The sequence below is a fragment of the Paraburkholderia sp. BL10I2N1 genome, assembly GCF_004361815.1.
Lineage (GTDB): Bacteria > Pseudomonadota > Gammaproteobacteria > Burkholderiales > Burkholderiaceae > Paraburkholderia.
Genome location: NZ_SNWA01000002.1, coordinates 1,630,127 through 1,649,124 on the forward strand (window position 1 = coordinate 1,630,127; position 18,998 = coordinate 1,649,124).

16 protein-coding genes and 1 pseudogene are annotated in these 18,998 nt (G+C 62.8%); 9 read left to right on the forward strand and 8 right to left on the reverse strand.

The genetic code is table 11. The features are described from left to right. Positions 1-26: 26 nt before the first annotated feature. The gene (locus B0G77_RS29355; protein WP_133665408.1) at positions 27-563 is read right to left on the reverse strand and encodes a carboxymuconolactone decarboxylase family protein; all 537 of its coding nucleotides are present in this window, start codon (positions 561-563) and stop codon (positions 27-29) included. Positions 564-986: 423 nt separating this feature from the next. Between B0G77_RS29355 and B0G77_RS29360 the strand changes: the two genes are divergently transcribed. The 3 genes from B0G77_RS29360 to B0G77_RS29370 all read left to right on the forward strand — a co-directional run bounded on the left by B0G77_RS29360 (position 987) and on the right by B0G77_RS29370 (position 4,425). Continuing rightward, positions 987-2,207: an alkaline phosphatase family protein gene (locus B0G77_RS29360; RefSeq protein ID WP_133665409.1), complete on the forward strand. Its 1,221-nt coding sequence runs from the start codon at positions 987-989 to the stop codon at positions 2,205-2,207. 67 nt (positions 2,208-2,274) lie between these two features. After that, entirely contained in the window at positions 2,275-3,450 is a 1,176-nt protein-coding gene (locus B0G77_RS29365) for a cytochrome c peroxidase (RefSeq protein WP_133666927.1), read from the forward strand. A 228-nt stretch (positions 3,451-3,678) separates the two neighbouring features. Continuing rightward, a complete protein-coding gene (locus B0G77_RS29370) occupies positions 3,679-4,425 on the forward strand; it encodes a glucose 1-dehydrogenase (protein WP_133665410.1) in 747 nt (248 codons plus the stop codon). Between the two features lie 86 nt (positions 4,426-4,511). Here the strand turns inward: B0G77_RS29370 and B0G77_RS29375 are convergent. Then, positions 4,512-4,679 (reverse strand): annotated as a pseudogene (locus B0G77_RS29375) (LuxR C-terminal-related transcriptional regulator); the annotation flags it as partial. Positions 4,680-5,011: 332 nt separating this feature from the next. Between B0G77_RS29375 and B0G77_RS29380 the strand changes: the two are divergent. Next, positions 5,012-6,595: a CocE/NonD family hydrolase gene (locus tag B0G77_RS29380; RefSeq protein ID WP_133665411.1), complete on the forward strand. Its 1,584-nt coding sequence runs from the start codon at positions 5,012-5,014 to the stop codon at positions 6,593-6,595. A gap of 121 nt (positions 6,596-6,716) precedes the next feature. On the opposite strand, the gene B0G77_RS45340 is transcribed toward B0G77_RS29380, so the two are convergent. Next, positions 6,717-6,842: a hypothetical protein gene (locus B0G77_RS45340; RefSeq protein ID WP_279571357.1), complete on the reverse strand. Its 126-nt coding sequence runs from the start codon at positions 6,840-6,842 to the stop codon at positions 6,717-6,719. A 41-nt stretch (positions 6,843-6,883) separates the two neighbouring features. On the opposite strand from B0G77_RS45340, the gene B0G77_RS29385 reads away from it, so the two are divergent. The 3 genes from B0G77_RS29385 to B0G77_RS43515 all read left to right on the forward strand — a co-directional run bounded on the left by B0G77_RS29385 (position 6,884) and on the right by B0G77_RS43515 (position 8,769). After that, positions 6,884-7,777, forward strand: a complete 894-nt coding sequence (locus tag B0G77_RS29385) for a DUF4148 domain-containing protein (RefSeq protein ID WP_166656303.1) — start codon at positions 6,884-6,886, stop codon at positions 7,775-7,777. 102 nt (positions 7,778-7,879) lie between these two features. Beyond that, positions 7,880-8,503: a LysE family translocator gene (locus B0G77_RS29390; RefSeq protein WP_133665413.1), complete on the forward strand. Its 624-nt coding sequence runs from the start codon at positions 7,880-7,882 to the stop codon at positions 8,501-8,503. A 92-nt stretch (positions 8,504-8,595) separates the two neighbouring features. After that, the gene (locus tag B0G77_RS43515; RefSeq protein WP_166656304.1) at positions 8,596-8,769 is read left to right on the forward strand and encodes a hypothetical protein; all 174 of its coding nucleotides are present in this window, start codon (positions 8,596-8,598) and stop codon (positions 8,767-8,769) included. 34 nt (positions 8,770-8,803) lie between these two features. Here B0G77_RS43515 and B0G77_RS29395 read toward each other — a convergent pair whose 3' ends face one another. Then, complete coding sequence (locus tag B0G77_RS29395) at positions 8,804-10,228, reverse strand: PLP-dependent aminotransferase family protein (RefSeq protein ID WP_133665414.1); 1,425 nt, start codon at positions 10,226-10,228, stop codon at positions 8,804-8,806. Between the two features lie 136 nt (positions 10,229-10,364). Here B0G77_RS29395 and B0G77_RS29400 point away from each other — a divergent pair, with 136 nt between their 5' ends. Continuing rightward, positions 10,365-11,693, forward strand: coding sequence for an aspartate aminotransferase family protein (locus B0G77_RS29400; protein WP_133665415.1), 1,329 nt, complete (start codon positions 10,365-10,367; stop codon positions 11,691-11,693). A 261-nt stretch (positions 11,694-11,954) separates the two neighbouring features. Beyond that, positions 11,955-12,206, forward strand: a complete 252-nt coding sequence (locus B0G77_RS29405; RefSeq protein ID WP_133665416.1) for a hypothetical protein — start codon at positions 11,955-11,957, stop codon at positions 12,204-12,206. Between the two features lie 67 nt (positions 12,207-12,273). Here B0G77_RS29405 and B0G77_RS29410 read toward each other — a convergent pair whose 3' ends face one another. The 4 genes from B0G77_RS29410 to B0G77_RS29425 form a co-directional block, all read right to left on the reverse strand. Further along, positions 12,274-13,482 (reverse strand): ABC transporter substrate-binding protein, encoded by a 1,209-nt coding sequence (locus B0G77_RS29410; protein ID WP_133665417.1) that lies wholly within the window; start codon positions 13,480-13,482, stop codon positions 12,274-12,276. Between the two features lie 142 nt (positions 13,483-13,624). Further along, positions 13,625-17,272, reverse strand: coding sequence for a molybdopterin cofactor-binding domain-containing protein (locus tag B0G77_RS29415; RefSeq protein ID WP_133665418.1), 3,648 nt, complete (start codon positions 17,270-17,272; stop codon positions 13,625-13,627). Further along, a complete protein-coding gene (locus tag B0G77_RS29420; protein ID WP_133665419.1) occupies positions 17,269-17,772 on the reverse strand; it encodes a (2Fe-2S)-binding protein in 504 nt (167 codons plus the stop codon). The genes B0G77_RS29415 and B0G77_RS29420 overlap by 4 nt, the downstream gene beginning before the upstream one ends. Positions 17,773-17,795: 23 nt before the next feature. Further along, complete coding sequence (locus tag B0G77_RS29425; protein WP_133665420.1) at positions 17,796-18,995, reverse strand: amidohydrolase family protein; 1,200 nt, start codon at positions 18,993-18,995, stop codon at positions 17,796-17,798. Between the last annotated feature and the right edge of the window lie 3 nt (positions 18,996-18,998).

The following is an 18,998-nucleotide window of genomic DNA, read 5'->3' on the forward strand; positions in this document are numbered from 1 at the left end:
CTGCGGGCCCTCGCCGCTTCCGGGTGTTACTCGACTGCCGGGAAATCCAGCGTCGTGTCGTTCACGCGGTTGACCAGATTGGTGAACGTGATGGACGTCACGGCCAGCGCGATTTCGATCAGCTGACGCTCGCTGTAACCCGCTTCGCGCACCGCGTCAACTTCGGCCGCCGGCACCGTGCCGCGCGTATCGACGAGCGTGCGGACAAACCGCACCAGCGCATCGCGCTTCGCATCGCCGGTGGCGGAGCCGGCGCGGATCTGCTTCATCGCTTCTGGCGACAGGCCGGCGAGCTTGCCCATCAGCGTATGTGCGGCGACACAGTAGTCACAACCCCCAACTTCGCTGACGGCTAGCTTGATGACTTCGATGTCGGCTTTGGCCAGGCTGCTGTGCGACACGACACCATCGACGGAAAGCATGGCGCCGAGTGCTTCGGGGCTGTGCGTACCGATCGTGACGTACGCGTTCGGCACCTTGCCCGCGGCCTTCTTGATCGCCGCGAACAGTTCAGCGGCTTTGCCGGTAGCTTCGTTGGGGTTGATAGCGGTAAGACGGGACATGAACGACTCCTTGAGTGTTAAGGTTCATCTGCTAGCCATGTCGTATGGCATGGAAGGCAGTGTAGGCAGAAGACGTGACTTGTTTAATGCCCCATCGCCGCAAGTTCATGCTCAAACGTCTCATGCGGATCGCGCCAGTCGAGTTCACGCCCCCTGACGCCCGTCTAGCCGGCCGGTTAGATCCGCGCGGCCGCTTCAATGCACCCCGCCCTTTGCACTGAGCAGAGACGCGGTATCAAAAGACCCCGCAACCTCCCCGTCTCTCCTTCCGCGCCATTTGCATGTCGCCTGGCCCAGGCGGGCGCTTCTGTGCGGTCTCATTATTGACATTATTGAGATAATAAGCATGCCTATCTTTAACGATATCGTCATATCTGCCCCCCATAGTTGCGACCTTCAAATGAATTCAACCGTGGGGAAAACATGTATCAACACACTTGGATGCGCGCGCTTTTCGCTATCGTTTTGGCCGCCATCATTGGAGCCGCCATAGCGGCATGCAGTTCGTCGTCATATCCGCAAGGACTGCAGAAGATCAAGCACGTCTTCGTCATTACCCTCGAAAACGAAAACTACGCGACCACCTTTGGCGCGAACACCAAGGCGCCGTATCTCGCCCAGACGCTCGCCTCACAAGGTGCAATGGTCCACCAGTATTACGGCACGGGGCACGTGAGTCTCGACAACTACATTTCGATGATTAGCGGACAGTCGGCCACGATCGACACTGCCAACGACTGCATGACCTATCAGGATTTCAACCTGACGGGCATGACGTCCGACGGCCAGGCAATCGGCACGGGCTGCGTGTATCCGGCGAGCGTGAAGACACTGCCCGATCAGTTGACGGCGGCAGGCTACACCTGGAAGGGCTATGAAGGCGACATGGGCAACGACCCGGCTCGTGAAGCGGCCACCTGTGGTCATCCGACGCTCAATACGACCGATCTGACGCAGTCCGCAGAGGCACCGAGCGCGGCAGTACCGCTCGGCGACCAGTACGCGACGCGGCATAACCCATTCATGTACTTCCACTCGATCATCGATTCGCCGGATTGCGGGCAGCACGTCGTGAACCTGAACAACCTGACGACCGATCTGCAGTCGATCTCAACCACCGCCAACTTCAATCTGATCACCCCGAACCTCTGTGACGACGGCCACGATGCGCCATGCGTGAACGGCCAGCCGGGCGGCCTGACGAGCGCCGACGCATTCCTGCAGAAGTGGGTGCCAATCATTACCGCATCGCCAGCATTCCAGCAGGACGGCCTGTTGATCATCAACTTCGACGAAAGCAGTTACGCGACGGTGACCACATCAGCCAGCGGACAAGACCTCACGTTCGCCGGCACGACCTGCTGCAGCCAGCAACCTGGTCCGAACCTGGGCGTGTTCCCGCAGACTTCGTCGCTCACGTACAAGGGGCTTACGATCAACCTGACCAAGCAGAGCTATGGCGGCGACCAGACAGGCGCAGTGATGATCTCGAAGTTCATCAAGCCGGGCACGGTGTCGACCGTGCCGTACAACCACTATTCGCTGCTCAGGAGCCTTGAAGACATCTTCGGGCTCAACTACCTCGGCTATGCCGCACAGGCCGGCCTCGTGAGCTTCGGTCCGGACATCTTCACCAATCTCTAAGCCGATGGCCGTTCTGAAAACGCGACAAGCGGCGCTCGCCGTGCTGATGAGCGCCGCGCTGCTGCCGATGGCGGCAGTTGCGGCAACGCTTGATGCGACGCCCACGTACAGCGACGCCGCCGCGCTGGGCAAACTGATGTTTTTCGATCAGTCGTTGTCGGCCTCGGGGAAGATGTCGTGTGCAAGCTGTCATAGCCCGTCGCACGCATATGGTCCGCCCAACGGGCTGCCTGCGCAGCTGGGCGGTCCCGACCTGCGTTCGCAAGGCACGCGAGCGGTGCCGAGTCTGCGCTACGTGCTAAACCGGACGCCGGTCTGGAGTCATGCACAGGCCGCGACCGTTGCCGAACGCATCCAGGATACCGATAACGCGCCGTCCGGCGGCTTCGGATGGGACGGCCGCTTCAACTATCTGCATCACCAGGCCGTCTTTCCGCTTTTCAACCCGAACGAGATGGCCAATACGGATCGCGTTGCGGTTTTGTCGAAGCTCGAACGGGCGCCGTATGCCGCACGGTTCAAGGAGGTTTTCGGCCAGAACATCTTTGCGGACCCGTCCAGAGCGTTCACCCAGGCGATGTACGCAATCGAGCGCTTCGAACTTGAAGACCCGGATTTTCATCCATACAACAGCAAGTTCGACTACTACCTCGACGGCAAGGTAAAGCTGACGGCGCGCGAACTGCGCGGGAAGAAGCTGTTCGACGATCCGGCGGGCGGCAACTGCGCGTCGTGCCACATCGATCAGCGAGGTGCGGATGGCTCGCACCCGCTTTTCACCGACTACAACTTCGAAGCGCTCGGCGTGCCGCGCAATCCGGAGTTGCATGTGAATGCGGATTCACGCTATTTCGACATGGGCCTGTGCGGACCTCTGCGCACCGATCAGTCAGGCGACACAAGCAATTGCGGGCTGTTCAAGACACCGTCATTGCGCAACACGGCAACCCGTCAGGTGTTCTTTCACAATGGCCGCTTCCATACGTTGAAAGATGCATTGCGCTTTTACGTGCAACGCGATACCAACCCGGCGAAGTGGTATCCGGTCGATCGCCACGGCAAGATCGACAAGTTCAATGACCTGCCCGTCGCGATGCGCGGCAATGTCGACACCATCGACGAGCCACTCACGCGCAAGCCAGGCGGGCGTCCCGCCTGGACCGAGCAGGACATCGACGATGTAGCTGCGTTTCTGTCCACACTGAACGACGACTATGCCTACAAAGGCAAGGCCGCGCGGTAATCTCTCGCGGCAAACGAGCCGTGCGTTGTAAGTGCTGACAGAACTTCCTGTCGTGCCGTGGGCGACACGTCCCGTTTCGATTGTTCGGATATCCCGCCGTATCTATTCGGCTCCAGCGGCTTGATCCGGTCTCGCTGGTTGCCTAGATTGGCACCTGTCACGGCGTCGCTGCACTTCCACCACGGTGAATCCTTCACCCCGACGCAAAATACATCGATAGGAAAGATCATGAGCAAACTGACAGGAAAGGTAGCGGTTGTCACGGGCGCATCGAAGGGTATCGGGGCCGCAATCGCCAGATCGCTAGCCGCGGAAGGCGCATCGGTGGTCGTTAACTATGCGTCCAGCAAGACCGGCGCGGACGCAGTCGTCAGCGCCATTAGCGCAGCCGGCGGCAAGGCTGTCTCTGTGGCGGGCGACGTGTCCAGGGCAGCCGACGCCCAAGGCATCATCGAGGCGGCCATTGAAACTTATGGCCGCCTCGACATTCTCGTGAACAACTCGGGGGTGTACGAATTCTCGCCCATCGACACCATCACCGAAGAGCACTTCCACAAGCACTTCAACGTCAACGTGCTCGGTCTCCTGCTCGTCACGCAGGCAGCCGTAAAGCATCTCGTCGAAGGGGCCAGCATCATCAACATCGGCTCAGTGGTCACCCGCATCACGCCTCCGGGGAGCGCGGTATACACGGGTACGAAGGGTGCGGTCGACGCCATCACCGGCGTGCTCGCGCGCGAACTCGGTCCGAAGAAGATTCGGGTCAACACGGTAAACCCTGGCATGATCGAGACCGAAGGCACGCACAGCGCCGGCTTTATGGGCTCGGACTTCGAGACGTGGGCCATCAGTCAGACGCCGCTTGGACGCATCGGCAAGCCGGACGATATCGCCTCCATCGTCACCTTCCTCGCGTCGGATGACGCCCGTTGGCTCACCGGCGAGCAACTCCTGGCAGGCGGCGGTACGCGCTGATTCGCGCGGATCAGACCGCGTGCCCTCTCAACGCGCAACGTCTTTAGCGTGCGCCTTGAGTGGGGCACGACCACAAGGTCAGGCCGTCATCCATCGGACTTGGTGCGGCCTGGCTCGTAGAACATCGCAAACAGCTCCGATTGCGAACCGGCGCCGAGGTTGGCGTAGAGATGCTTCTTACGGGAGCGCACGGTCTCGAACGAAGTCGCCAGCTTCTGCGCAATCGCACGCGACGAAAACCCGCTCAGCGACAATCTTCGGCGGGTACGGGGCATTCCAAAAAGAGCGACCGCCGTTGCGACCGGCCATCGTCGGGCTAATGCGGAAGAATCCGCCTTCTTCAAGCACTGCACGCGATTGCATCGGCGTTTGCTTCACCGCAGCACTCCCACGAACCCGGCTTCCTGCCTTTTTACAGGGAATGCCGCACCACGTCGGCTCGCCTGCGCCCATCACGCCGTGTGGAGCATTCACTTTACACAGTGAGATCAAGACAAGGCTGGCGATCCGTCAGTCCGTTTACCTATACTCATCCAACCATGCGAAGCAGCCCCAATAAACGAATTCCAACAAGACGGAGCCTGACATGTCGAAGACGATACGCAATACGGGCCTGGCACTGCTGACATCGTTCATGCTGGGCACGAGTGTCTACGTGCAAGCCAGCCCGGAATGCGATGGGGCATGCAACGCCCGTGGTCGAATCCTCGGTCAGCAGACCACGTTGCGCCTCGGCGCCAGCACGCTTTCGACATTGCTTGCGTCGAGCGCTTCGGGTAGGCAGCTCCTGCAAATCGCGGGCACCCCGGCTTGCGACATCGAGATCGTGTATTTCCGCTACCGGACAATCGGCGGTGCGGGGGAACACACGACCTCCAGCGCCGCGCTGATGATTCCGGGCGGCAGCCGGGCATGCAGCGGGCCACGCCCGACCTTGATGTATGCGCACGGGACCACGACGTATCGCAACTACAATATCGCCGACGTCACGCAGGCAGATCCTGCCAACGGCGACGGCGCATCCGAGGGCATCAGCATTGCGGCCATGTACGCGGCTCAGGGCTATATCGTGGTGGCGAGCAACTACGCCGGCTACGCAGGCTCCGATCTGAGCTACCACCCCTACCTTAACGCAGACCAGCAATCGGCCGACATGATCGACTCGTTGCGGGCAGCGCGTGCGGTCATGGACGACAGGCGCTCCGGAAGAAGGACCCGCGAAAACGGCAAGCTCTTCATCACCGGGTATTCGCAGGGCGGCCATGTGGCCATGGCCACGCATCGCGCGCTGCAAGCGGCGGGCGTCACCGTGACGGCGGCCGCCCCGGGATCGGGTCCTTACGCGCTTGCCGCCATGGGTGACGCGCTGCTTGCGGGCGAAGTGGACCTTGGCTCCACCGTGTTCACGGTCCTGGTCGCGACGAGCTACCAGCATGCTTACCACAACATCTATGGCACGCCTTTCGACCTCTACGAAGCCGCGTACGCGCCTGGCATCGAGACCCTCCTGCCAAACGTGACACCCATCGGCACGCTAATCGCACAGGGGAAACTGCCTGCGACGCAACTCTTCAGCAACATCCCTCCTGCGCCACAGTTCGCGTCGCTCACCCCGCCGAAGTCCCCGCCGCTCGTGCCGCCCGGGCTAACGCCGCTGTTTGCGACAGGTTTTGGCAGCGCAAACCTCGTGCGCAACGCTTATCGCCTGAGCCTTCTTGAAGACGCGGCTCGCTATCCCGACGGCGCCTTCCCCAGCTCAACGGCAGCAATGGCGCCTGCCGCGAATCCGACTGCCCCCCTGCGCCAGGCATTCAAGCGAAACGATTTGCGAAACTGGATGCCCCGCGCGCCCGTTCAGCTCTGCGGAGGGCAGTCGGATCCGACGGTGTTCTTCTTCAATACGCTCATTGAACAGGCCTACTGGCAAAACGCCGGGGTGCCAGCCCGGCTCACCACGGTGCTGGATGTCGACTCTCCGGTCTCTGGGCCAAATGACATCTATGCGGGCATCAAGCAAGGTTTCGCGCTCGCGAAAGCGACACTCGCAGCACAGGCTGTTGCCGCGGGCGCCAAGGATGGGGGCGCTTCCGCAGTGCTTCAGGCCTACCATGGCGAACTCGTCGCGCCGTTCTGCATGGTCGCCGCACGGGCATTTTTCTCGGCGTTCTAAGGATTCCGCCTACGGCCGGGCCGCATGGAGCGCATGCGCCGGCCGCCCAGCTTCATCGCACGCTCATCCGTCTGTCAGGCGCCGCGCCCGAAAAGCGACGAAAGTCTCATTTCGGAGCATATTAAATAGAAATCCGCGCATCGAGTTCGGGTTTGACTTCATACGTGACGGAAACCGCGGCGCTTGCGGTCCATGTGTATTTGCCATTGGCCGCGAACGATTCGATGGATTCGGGTCGCCATTTCATGCCTTCGGCTGCGCATGTTCGTGATTCGAGGGGCAGACGTCATGATTCGCGAATCAAGGAAAATATTTCTTGCGGGCCTGGTGATTAGTGCACTGGCGATCACTGCCTATGTATCGCGCTCAAACCAGCACCTTGCGGGAGATCAATCCAGCTTCGAGCGCAATGACGCCTCCGCTTCGCGGGGGAGAGACGATATGGCGAGCGGGTCGGTGAGGTTAGCGCCGGCTTTCGCCGACAGCAGTTCAAACGCCGGCATGGCGCAAACACTTGAGGCGGCTCGGGACAGCTTGCGACGCAACGATCTTGTTTCGGCCAGGGTCCTGCTAGACTCGATGCGATCGCTTCATCAGGACGATGAAGAGGTGCAGGCGCTTGAGAGAGATCTGCGGGCGCGCGAGGACATGGCGGAGCAGGCATCCCCGGTTGCGCACCCCGAGAAGGCGCCTGAAACGGTGGAATCACCGCGGCCTGGCCCCCGGTCGCGGGCAAAAGCCGATCGCCTGCGCGGCGGCACCCTGGCCATGCGCGAACACGCAGCGAGTGCTTCACGTCATGTACAGGCCGGGACCACCCAGCAAGTCAAGATCGCCCCGAACACCAGCGCCGACATTCAGGCGACAAGTCCCGCCCCCGAAGCCGTAGAGGTGGAGTCGGCCGCGCGGCAGGCAGCATCCGCTGTGTCCGGCGCGCCGGCAGTGTCCCAGCCGATTGGTCCAATGCAGCCAGACGCCGAAGCCCGACAGGCCGTACAGACCGTCCAGCCTGCCTCGATGCCTACCGCGCCGGATGCCGGACCGAAAACACGCGCGCAGGTACGAGCGGAACTGGACCGTGCCCGCACGAACGGGGGCATCCCACGATTCGGTAACCCCGATCCTGCCGGGCCCGGCGGCACACCAAGCCTTCCCCGCCAACCGGCGGCACCGGCACCGTAGCGAACGGGAATCCGTACCGGAGAGCATCTGCCTATCTGTATCGGTACTGTACCGGCCTCAATGGATAAACTGCATGAAAATCCATCGATGCCGGAGCCTTTCATGCCGTTCGACACCTTGATCAGCCTGAGCGCCCTGCCCGCCGGCGTTCTGTTCGCGCTTGTCACCACCATCACGCCCGGACCGAACAACACGATGCTTCTCGCGTCGGGCGTCAACTTCGGTTTTCGCCGTACCGTGCCGCATGTTCTGGGTATCAGTGCGGGTGTCGCGCTGTTGATGCTGTCGGTGGGCTTTGGGCTCGGCGAGGCATTCCGCCGTCTGCCGATGCTGTACACCGTGCTGGAGACTGCAAGCGTCGCATATCTGTTGTATCTCGCCTGGAAAATCGGCACGTCGGGGGAAGTGCAGGTTCGCAAAGGCGAGCGCCGCCCGATGCGTTTCCATGAAGCGATCGCGTTCCAGTGGGTCAATCCAAAGGCGTGGATGATGGTGCTCACCGCCGCGACGACGATTCATCTGAGCGCCGACTTCGGCTTCAATGCGCTCTTGATGGCGGTGCTGTTTTATGTGATCGGCCTGCCGTGCATCTGCTTATGGGCCGCGTTCGGCACGGGCCTGCGCGGCTTCCTGTCGAATCCCGTCAGGCTGCGTACCTTCAACATCGTGATGGCACTGCTCCTGGTGCTGTCGATGTATCCCGTCATCCTGCACATGCTCGGCTGAACCGGCCGGCTATGAGGGTAGGTCAAGCAGCGGTGCCATCGCGTAGAGGGCTGTACGTCATCAAAGCGATACAAGCGTCGTGGACTTGCCGCGTGAAAGACGAACTTCCGACACGCGTCGCCCAGGTGGCATGTTTTCGTTCAATTTTTAATCAAGCTAATAGTGATACTAATCAACTTGATAAGCGTACCGTATTGAATGGCTTGGTACGGGAAATCAGCGATGCCGCGCCAGGCAGGCACGGTGCGCGTCGGGATCGCCGTTGACGTGGCCAAACGCTTCAGAACGCCTTCTCGCCATTCATAGCGACACCTCGCGGCTCCGAACCTTATCGATGAAGCGCCACAACGCATCATCGGCCGAATACGGCACATTGAAACGGAACCACGCGCTTGGCGTGTCGTCCGGTCGGAAATACGAGCCGGGGGCGAGCCAGATGCCGTCACGCAACGCGGCCGTTGCGATTTCACCAGCGCGCTCCGGCTCGACCGGCAGACGTGCCCATACGAAAAGCCCTGCGCGTGGCCGGTGAAACAGCTCGAGTCCGGCCGCATCGATGCGCTCCTCGAACAGCGCGTGCGCAGCCTTCAGCCGCTCGTTCACGGTCTCGACATGGCGTGCATGACGGCCTTCGAGCAGGACCTTGTCGACGATCCGCTCGATCGCCTCCGACGAGGTCAGGCCAACTGCCATCTTGGTGCGCGCCAGCTCGCGCAACACGTCGCGTTCGGCGACGACATAGCCGCAGCGCAACCCCGGCGTAACGGTCTTCGAAAAGCCGCTGACGTAGAGCACCCGTTGCAGCCCTTCCATCGCGGCAAGTAGCGGCGCACCGGGCGGCGCAAGTTCGCGGCTGACATCGTCCTCGATCACCCACATGCGCTGCCGCTCGGCGATCTGCAACAGACGAAACGCTGACGCCATGCTGAGCGTCGCGCCGGTCGGGTTCTGCAGCGTCGTGTTGACGAAAATCGCCTTCGGCCGGTGAGCGGTGACAAGCGTTTCGAGCATCTCGGTGTCGAGGCCTGCCGGCGTGCGCGGCACGCCGTGCACGACGAGTCCCGCCAGCTTGAGAATCTGCAGCAGGTTGCAGTAACCAGGATCTTCGACCAGTACCGTGTCGCCCGGGCGCAGCAGCGTGCGCACGATCAGGTCGAGCGCCTGGGTTGCGCCCTGGGTAAGCAGCACATTGGAGACGTCGACCGGCAGGCCGCGCCGGTCCAGTTGCTCGGCGATGCGCTCGCGCAGCGGCGCAAATCCATACGGATGGCCGTAGTCGGCGAACCGCCCGGCCGGCACGCGGCTCATCGCACGCAACGCATGATGCAGCCCGGAGCCGTTCACCCATTCGTTCGGCAACCAGCCGCAACCGGCCTTGATCGGCACCGAATGATCGACGAACACGTCGGACAGCAGCCAGGTCGCCGTGAGGCTGGGAGGCTGCCAGTCGGACGCACTGGCGCGCGTCGCCGGCGCGCCCGCAGTCGCCACGCGATAGCCGGAGCCGCGCCGCGCGGTCACGAGCCCCATCGAAACAAGGCGGTTGTACGCCTCCATCACAGTGAAGGTGCTTAGCTGATGCGTCTGCGCGAGCTGTCGGACCGACGGCAACAGCGCGCCGGAACGCAGCGACTGCGCCTCGATGGCTTCGGCAAAGCCTTGTACCAGCTGCTCGACAAGCGTTGGCGCGCTGCGGCGGTCGCGTTCCAGAGGTAGTTCGATCATGGCGAAGGGGGCGTCGATAACCACTACAGTTAAGGCCAATTTACCAGCACAGTTATCAGCGCAGTAAATCAACTGTTTATGTCCGCCATTTAACCGCGGACGCTACAGTTTCGCTACCACTTCGAGGAGAAAACCTATGACTTCGCGCCCCGTCATCGATGACCTGTCGTCATTCTGGATGCCGTTTACCGCCAACCGCCAGTTCAAGGCCGCGCCGCGCCTGCTGGAATCGGCGAAAGGCATGTACTACCGCACGACCGACGGACGCGAGGTGCTGGACGGCTGCGCCGGCCTCTGGTGCGTGAACGCGGGGCACAGCCGCGCTGAGATCGTCGAGGCCATCACGAAGCAGATTTCGACGCTCGACTTCGCGCCGACCTTCCAGATGGGTCATCCGCTCGCGTTCGAAGCGGCATCGAAAGTCGCCGAACTGATGCCCGAAGGCCTGGACCGGATTTTCTTCACGAATTCGGGCTCCGAATCGGTCGATACCGCGCTGAAAATCGCGCTTGCGTACTACCGCGCCCGTGGCGAAGGGCAACGCACGCGGCTGATCGGCCGTGAGCGCGGCTACCATGGCGTGGGCTTCGGCGGCATTTCAGTGGGCGGCATTTCGCCTAACCGCAAGACGTTTTCGGGCGCGCTTCTGCCTTCGGTCGATCATCTGCCGCACACGCACAACCTCGAACACAACGCGTTTTCGAAGGGACAACCGGCTTGGGGCGCACATCTTGCCGAAGAACTCGAACGCCTCGTCACGCTGCACGACGCGTCGACGATCGCCGCAGTCATCGTCGAGCCGGTCGCGGGTTCGACGGGCGTGCTGATCCCGCCGCAGGGCTATTTGCAGAAGCTGCGCGAAATCTGCACGAAACACGGCATTCTGCTAATTTTCGACGAGGTGATCACCGGTTTTGGTCGCCTCGGCAAGGCGACGGCCAGCGAATATTTCGGCGTAACGCCGGATCTGCTGACCATGGCAAAGGCGATGAATAACGCGGCCATTCCGATGGGCGCGGTCGCGGCGAGCCGCACGATCCACGACACGATCGTCAACAGCGGTGCGCCTGGCGCGATCGAACTCGCGCACGGCTACACGTATTCTGCACATCCGGCAGCAGCGGCCGCAGCGATCGCGACACTCGATCTGTATCGCCGCGAAGATCTCTTCGCGCGCGCCCATGCGATGGCGCCGAAGTTCGAAAGCGCTGTCCACGCGCTGCGCGACGCGCCGTACGTGAAGGACATCCGCAATCTCGGCCTCGTGGCGGGCGTTGAACTGGAGTCACGCGCGGGCGCACCGGGCGCACGCGCCTATGAAGCCTTCCTCAAATGCTTCGAGGCAGGCGTCCTGATCCGCTTCACGGGCGATATCCTCGCGTTTTCGCCGCCGCTGATCATCGAGGAAGCGCAGATCGAGCGCATTTTCAGCACGGTTCGCGAAGCGCTGGCCAGCGTGCAATAACGCACGCGGCAGCGCCACGCACGCTCAGTGATGAGCGCGGGCGGTCCTGGTATGGGCCGCTTTTTTTTGCGGCTGCCGAACGGCCGGCGGCGCCCTTCGTCGAGGCTGCCTGTATGCCCGGCGCCTTGTCCGCGCATTTATCCGCGCGGGCACGTGACGAGGCCAGGCCCGACTTCAACAAAGGGTGCGCTCGATGCTTGTAGCGCCTATTGTTAGAGCAGGGACCGGCTCCGTATGCCCGGTCTGTCGGGAGACGCCACCATGAAACCACCATCGATACGCGCGGGCACCCACATCGAAGGCGTTCACTGGATCGCCGAATATATCGAAGCGGCCCATGAAATCCGCTTATATCGCGAAGGGCAGGAAGTCGATGTTCACGACGCGCCGTCGGCGCTCTTTGGCGACGAAGAGAACGCCGGTTCGAAAAGCAGCCGTGATCACCGGGCCGCTGAAGCCGCCGTTCTCGCTTATCTTCGCCACTTCGTCGCCGAGCACGATCACGAGCAATAGCACGCGCTGCGCGCCAACCGCGCGCGGCAGCGATCATCGACGCCCCCGCGCGACGGCCACGCAACGCTTACTCTGCCGTGCGCAGCTTCTTCACTTCGGCGTCTGACGGTTGCACGCTCGCGCCGTCGATGTAGCGATACGTCGTCATCACGCCCTTGCCGTCCTTCACGCCGGTCACGCCCACATAGGCGCCCATCGTCGACTGATTGTCCTGCGTGCGATACGTGATCGGCCCGAACGGCGTGTCGACACCGAGCCCCTTGAACGCGGCAGCCAGCTTGTCTGGATCGGTCGAACCGGCTTTCTTCAGTCCGGCCGCAATCGACATCAAGGCCGAATAGCCCACCACCGATCCCAGCCGCGGATAGTCGTGGTACTTCGCCTGATACGCATCGACGAACTTCCTGTTCGCCGCGGTATCGATCGAATACCAGGGGTAGCCCGTCACGATCCAGCCTGTCGGCGCTTCGGCGCCCAGCGGATCGAGATAGTCCGGCTCGCCGGTCAGCAGCGATACGACGCTGCGGTCCTTGAAGAGACCACGTGTATTGCCTTCACGCACGAACTTGCCGAGGTCGGCGCCAAACAGCACGTTGAAAATCGCATCGGGTTTCGCGTCGGCCAGCGCCTGCGTCACTGCACCGGCATCGAGCTTGCCGAGCGGCGTCGCCTGTTCGGTGACGAATTCGACGTCCGGTTGCGCGGCCTTCATCAGCTTCTTGAACGTGGCGACCGCCGATTGCCCATACTCATAGTTCGGATAGACGAGTGCCCAGCGCTTCCTGTTGAGCTTCACCGCCTCGGGCACCAGCATCGCGACCTGCATATACGTCGACGGGCGCAGACGGTACGTGTATTTGTTGCCGTCGGCCCAGACGATCTTGTCAGTGAGCGGTTCGGCGGCAAGGAAAAAGATCTTCTTCTGCTTCGCGAAGTCGGACAGCGCCAGGCCCGTGTTCGACAGGAAGCCGCCAAACAGCAACTGCACCTGTTCGTTTGCGATCAGTTCCTGGGCGACGCGAATGGTATCGCCCGGGTTGCCGTTATCGTCGCGAGAGATCACTTCCAGCTGCTTGCCGAGCACGCCGCCCCCCGCGTTGATCTGCTCGAGCGCGAGGTTCCAGCCGTTCTTGTACGGGCCCAGAAAGGCCGGTTGTGCCTTGTAGCTATTGATTTCACCGATCTTGATCGTCTGCTGCGCCGTGGCGCCGAGCGCCGTCAGCGATAGCGTCAACGAGACAGTCAAGCGAGAGATCCATCCTGCGCGCGTGGTCATGCTTTTCTCCGTTATCAGGGGGATTGCGGGAATGCTGCGAGTTCGGGTCCGGCCAGGTTCAGTGCTCAGTGCAAGGTCCAGCAGAAGGCGGGCCAGGCTGGTCAAGCGATGCGCCGCGCGAGCCGCCGCGTGAACCGACATGCTAATTGGCCTGCGCATCAGTCCGCGAATCGGCCCGAATCCGCGCGACCGCAGCCTCGACGTTCTGCCATGCGGGCTTGCCGCCCGCGAACTGCTGCCGCAGGTGCGCCACGAGTTCGGCGACCTGGGCATCGTTGAAGCTGTCGCGGTAAGCCGGCATCGTACCGAGATCCGGTTGCGCAGGCGAGCCAATCCCATCGAGAATCACGCGTATCAGGTTGTCCGGCGTTGCGCTGTGCAGGTTCGTGTTGAGCGCAAGCGACGGATGCGCGCCAAAAAGTTGCGGCCCGCTGCCCATGTGGTGACACGCGGCGCAGGCGCCGTCGAAGAGCTTCGCACCGAGGCTGGAGGCGGACTCCATAGCGGTTGCGGAGCTGGCCTTCTCGTACTCGCGGGCGAGTGCCTGCGGATCCGCGTTCGGTTCGGTGGGATTGAGCGACGCGAGGTAGGTTGCCATCGCGCGAACGTCGGCGTCGGGCAACGCCGACAGTTCGCTGACCACGGCCGCCATCGGGCCCGCCGCCACACCGTGCAGCTTCGCGTGACCGAAGCGCAGGTAGCTGAACAGCTCGTCTTCAGTCCAGGGCACCGGCACGTCTGAGCTTGTCGTGAGCGCTGGCGCCTGCCAGCCGTCGGCGGTACCGCCCGACAGAAACGCCGCGCCGGTCTTCTCTGCGCCTAGCGCGTTGCGCGGCGTATGACAGGCGCTGCAATGGCCGAGTCCGTTGACGAGATACGCGCCGCGATTCCACTGCGCAGTCTGCTCGGGATCGTGGGCAACCGTGTTCCGGCCGAGAAACAGGCCGTTCCAGACAGCCATCAACGGCCGCACGTTGAACGGGAAGGCGAGATTCGTTTCGGGAGGCCGCGAGCGGACCGGGGTCTGCGACATCAGGTAAGCGTAAAGCGCTTTCAGGTCGTCGTCGGAGACGTTCTTGAACGACGTGTACGGAAACGCGGGATACAGGTGCCGGCCATCGCGATGGATGCCCTGACGCATGGCACGCGTGAACGCATCGAGGGACCAGTTGCCGATGCCCGTCTGCGCGTCCGGCGTGATGTTCGTGCTGTACACGGTGCCGAACGGCGTCTCGAGCGGCAGGCCCCCCGCATTCGGCACGCCATTGTGCGCAGTGTGGCAAACGGCGCAATCGCCTGCGGCGGCGAGCACCTTTCCGCGTGCGACCAGGTCCGGGGCGAACGCGCTTGCAAGCGGCGGTGTGATGGGTGCGAGGGGCTGTGGCGCAAGCGACATCGCACCGAGCAGGCCCGCTGCGCCTGCTGCCAGCGCGCCGAGCAGGCCGGGCAAACCGAAGCGCCAGCGTTTCTTGCGGCGGGCCGCTTTCTCTTCCGCCTGCGCATCGGCCAGTGCGGCGCGGATCACATCCGGCGTAAAGGGCGGCCGGCGAAAGCGCACGCCGGTCGCGTCGAACAACGCATTCGCGATGGCAGCCGCACCAGGCAACGACGCGGATTCGCCGGTGCCCATCGGCGGCTCGCCGTGACGCGGCATCATCAGCACATCGATCACGGGCACTTCGCGGAACGTCAGGATCGGATAGGCGCCCCACTCCTGACTCGTGACCGCCGTGCCGCCGAACGTCACGCGCTCCTTCAACGCACGGCTGGTCGCCTGAATCACGTTGCCGTGGATCTGATGGCGCACGCCGTCGGGATTCACCATCGTCCCCGTGTCCTGCCCGACGACGACGCGCTTCACAGCCATCTCGCCACTCTTCCTGTTGACCTCGATATCGGCGACCCAGGCTGCCCATGCCGCACCGAAGCCCGGAAACTTGCTGTGCACGTAGCGGGCGTACGCGAACCCGCGTCCATGTGCGATGTCGTTCTGCTCATCGCCCATGTCTTCGTCCCGCTTGAGCGTCATGGCGCGCGGCGCCCACCCGGCTTTTTCCGCAGTGGCCTTCACAAGATCGATCGCACGCGGATCGGTCAGGTGCTGCAAACGAAATTCAACAGGGTCGATGCCTGCTTCAGCAGCAAGTTCGTCGATGAACGATTCGTGCGCGAACGTATTCGGCAACGCAGACACGCCACGCAGCCATGAGGCTCGCACGATCGGCGGCGTGTCGTCGCAGACCACACGCATCGACTGATAGTCGTACGGCGGCACCGCCGTACGGTCGCCCATTTCAAATACCTGCGGCTGCGGGGGAATCGCGCCAGTCAACAGCAATGCGAGCGTGGGCGCGTCGTTCGATGGGTAACGGGTCGCGAAGTCATAGCCCGTCAGCACGCCGTTTGCATCGACCGCGCCGCGCACATCCATCAATTGCGCCGCGCCTTTTGGCTCCCATGCGTGTTCGTCTTCCCGCGACAGTTGCACACGCACCGGCTTGCCCACTGCACGCGACAGAAGCGCTGCGTCGGCGGCAACGTCGTCGGCGCAGTTGCGGCCGTAGCAGCCCGCCGCTTCCATTCTGACGACCTCGATCTGCGTTTCATCGAGCGAGAGGAGCAGCGCAAGGTCCGCCCTCAGTGAATGGGGATTCTGCGTGCCCGACCAGACCTTGAGCGTCCCATCACGATAGTCGGCGACCGCACAGGACGGCCCGATCGATGCATGCATCTGAAACGGCCATACGTAGGTGCGTTCCAGCATTTTGGCTTCGTTCGCGAGCGCCGCATCGACGTCGCCCTCGATCAGCAGATCGCGACGCTTCGCCGGATTCCCTCGCAACGCGGCTTCGACTTCTTCGCTGCTATCGAGTGCGGGGATGCCTTCTACAGGTTTCCATCGCACATCGAGTCGCTTCGCCGCATTCTGCGCGACCTCTTCGCGCTCTGCCACGATACCGACGAAATCCCGAATCACAACAACCTTCGCGATACCTGGCATATCGCTCACGGACGCTTCATCGACATGCACGAGGCTATTGCCGATGAAATCGCCCTGTGCGATGCCCGCATACGGCGGGCGCACCACACGCCCATGCAGCATGCCCGGCACGCGCACGTCGTGAACGAAGGTCAGCTCGCCCGTGGCTTTAGCCGGAATGTCGACACGCGGTGTACTTCTGCCGACGATGCGGTATTCGTCCGGCGACTTCACCGGCGTCTCCGGCGAGAGCTTCAACTCGATACGCCGCCCTGCGATGAGTTCAGCGTAGCCAATGCCTTCTGCGATATCGCCGCCCAGGCGGTGCACGATGCCATCGCGCACATCGAGCGATTCCGCGCTCACATTCCAGCGTTGCGCCGCCTCTCGGACGAGAAACTGCCGCGCCTGAGCCGCAGCCTGACGCAGCGGAACCGCCGAAATCTGGATCGTCGCGCTTGCGATCGTCGGCCCCTGGTTCGGCGCATCAACGGTGTGCCCCAGCACCATGCCAACTCGCGTCAGCGGCACATCGAGTTCTTCCGCGACGATCTGCGCAAGCGCGGTGTCGATCCCCGTGCCTAGATCGACGTGCCCGTTGAACGCGACCACGCTGCCGTCACCGCGTACCGCGAGGAACAGATCGGGTTCGGTCGGCACGTGTGACGACCTCGAACCCGGTTGCCCGCTCGCAGGCCTGGCAGGCGCCTGCGGCGGCCGCGTGACGATCAGCACGTTCGTGCTGTCGAACAACATCTGGCGCGATACAGGCTCGCGACGGCGATCGACGCTGAAGTCCGGCCCGGTCATGCGTGGCCTCCGGCGCTTTCATGCCGCGCGGCAAGCAGTTCGGCCGCGCGCTGCACGGCACGCACGATCTCGACGTGCGTGCCGCAGCGACAAAGATTGCGCGACAGCTCCCGCCGGATCACGTCGACGTTCGGATGCGGATCGCGGTCGAGCAACGCCTTTGCGGTCATGATCATGCCGTTCAGACAGTAGCCGCATTGCGCGGCCTGTTCTTCGATGAAGGCCTGCTGAACCGGATGCAGCGCATGGCGTGTGCCCAGACCTTCGAGCGTCGTGATCTCGCGGCCCTGCGCGACCCTGGCGGTGGTCACGCAGGCACGCGTCGGCATGCCGTCCAGCAAAACGGTGCAGGCACCGCATTCGCCCAGGCCGCAGCCGAACTTCGGGCCATTCAACTCCAGATCGTTACGCAACAGGTAGAGCAGAGGCGTGTCGACGTCAGCGTCAACGCGGTGCGTTGCGCCGTTCACGTTGAGCGTCAGTGGCATCAGGCGGTTCATCGCGTGAACGTGCGTGCGGACGCTCAGACCACCACCGGCACTTCAGTGGCCGGCGGCGTATTGCGGCTGCGTCGGCAGCGAATCAGGCCGTCGATCATCACCATGCCGATGCCGGGCACGTCGCCCAGTTGCACGCTTTCCAGCAGCGTACTGCCCGCTGTGTGCTGCGCGCGGTCCATGAATACCAGATCAGCGGGACGCCCCGTTTCGATCAACCCCTGGCGCAGATTGCGTTGACGCGCCGTATTCCCCGTCGCGAAGCAGAAGGCGATTTCAGCGGGCACGTCGGCAAGGCTCGAGATCAACGCGATCATCCGCAGAATGCCAAGCGGCTGCACACCGGAGCCAGCCGGGCTATCTGTGCCGAGGATGATCCGATGCGGACATTTGAGTTCGATCGCGTGACGCGCGGTCAAGAGCGCAATGCGCTCATTGCCGTTGTGGACGATTTCGAGCGCGCGGGTGGACTGCTCGCACAAATCGCAGACATGTTTGTACGGCAGCGATGTATGGCCGCCGTTGATATGGCCGATGACATCGGCATCGGCGGCGAGCACAACGTCCTTGTCGATCAATCCTGAACCGGGGATCGACGGGCCGCCTGTGTGTATCGTGCTCTGGATGCCGTACTTGCGCGCCCAGGCGACCATCTGGCCAGCTTCCTCGCCAGCTTTCACGCTTCCCAGCCCGACTTCGCCCAGCAGTTTGACGCCAGCGTCGGCCAGTTCCTTGAAGTCGGACTCGACCATGCCTTTCTCGATCACCGGTGCGCCGGCCAGCACCTTCACGCCGCCACCAACGCCCGCACCACGCATTCCTTCGAACGAACGCTGTGCGGTGATCGCAAGCGCCTTCACGCCGATCACGTCTTTCGGGCGGCCCGGCAGATGCACTTCGCCGGCGGAGATCATCGTCGTCACGCCGCCGTTCAGATTCGATTCAATCCAGCCCATCTGATTCTGACGCGGCGTCCAGTCGCCGAATACGGGATGCACGTGGGAATCGATGAGCCCAGGCGCGACCGTCGTGCCCTTGCAATCGATCGTCGTGCGCGCGCCTTCAGGGTCGCAGTCCTTCTCCCTGCCCACCGCGACGATCACGCCATCGTCGATCACGATCGTGTCTGCATCGAGAATCGGCTTGTCGATATCGCCCGATAACAGCAGGCCGATGTTCTTGACCACGACCTTCCCCGAAGTGCCCGTCAACGTCTCTGCTGCCATCTG

What these genes read in the sequence shown, in the direction of transcription:
- B0G77_RS29400 (WP_133665415.1), top strand. Translation starts at nt 10,365, where the DNA reads ATGACTTCGCGCCCCGTCATCGATGACCTGTCGTCATTCTGGATGCCG.
- B0G77_RS29370 (WP_133665410.1), top strand. Translation starts at nt 3,679, where the DNA reads ATGAGCAAACTGACAGGAAAGGTAGCGGTTGTCACGGGCGCATCGAAG.
- B0G77_RS29395 (WP_133665414.1), bottom strand. Translation starts at nt 10,228, where the DNA reads ATGATCGAACTACCTCTGGAACGCGACCGCCGCAGCGCGCCAACGCTT.
- B0G77_RS29380 (WP_133665411.1), top strand. Translation starts at nt 5,012, where the DNA reads ATGTCGAAGACGATACGCAATACGGGCCTGGCACTGCTGACATCGTTC.
- B0G77_RS45340 (WP_279571357.1), bottom strand. Translation starts at nt 6,842, where the DNA reads ATGAAATGGCGACCCGAATCCATCGAATCGTTCGCGGCCAATGGCAAA.
- B0G77_RS29360 (WP_133665409.1), top strand. Translation starts at nt 987, where the DNA reads ATGTATCAACACACTTGGATGCGCGCGCTTTTCGCTATCGTTTTGGCC.
- B0G77_RS29390 (WP_133665413.1), top strand. Translation starts at nt 7,880, where the DNA reads ATGCCGTTCGACACCTTGATCAGCCTGAGCGCCCTGCCCGCCGGCGTT.
- B0G77_RS29385 (WP_166656303.1), top strand. Translation starts at nt 6,884, where the DNA reads ATGATTCGCGAATCAAGGAAAATATTTCTTGCGGGCCTGGTGATTAGT.
- B0G77_RS29425 (WP_133665420.1), bottom strand. Translation starts at nt 18,995, where the DNA reads ATGGCAGCAGAGACGTTGACGGGCACTTCGGGGAAGGTCGTGGTCAAG.
- B0G77_RS29355 (WP_133665408.1), bottom strand. Translation starts at nt 563, where the DNA reads ATGTCCCGTCTTACCGCTATCAACCCCAACGAAGCTACCGGCAAAGCC.
- B0G77_RS29410 (WP_133665417.1), bottom strand. Translation starts at nt 13,482, where the DNA reads ATGACCACGCGCGCAGGATGGATCTCTCGCTTGACTGTCTCGTTGACG.
- B0G77_RS29365 (WP_133666927.1), top strand. Translation starts at nt 2,275, where the DNA reads ATGGCGGCAGTTGCGGCAACGCTTGATGCGACGCCCACGTACAGCGAC.
- B0G77_RS29420 (WP_133665419.1), bottom strand. Translation starts at nt 17,772, where the DNA reads ATGAACCGCCTGATGCCACTGACGCTCAACGTGAACGGCGCAACGCAC.
- B0G77_RS29405 (WP_133665416.1), top strand. Translation starts at nt 11,955, where the DNA reads ATGAAACCACCATCGATACGCGCGGGCACCCACATCGAAGGCGTTCAC.
- B0G77_RS29415 (WP_133665418.1), bottom strand. Translation starts at nt 17,272, where the DNA reads ATGACCGGGCCGGACTTCAGCGTCGATCGCCGTCGCGAGCCTGTATCG.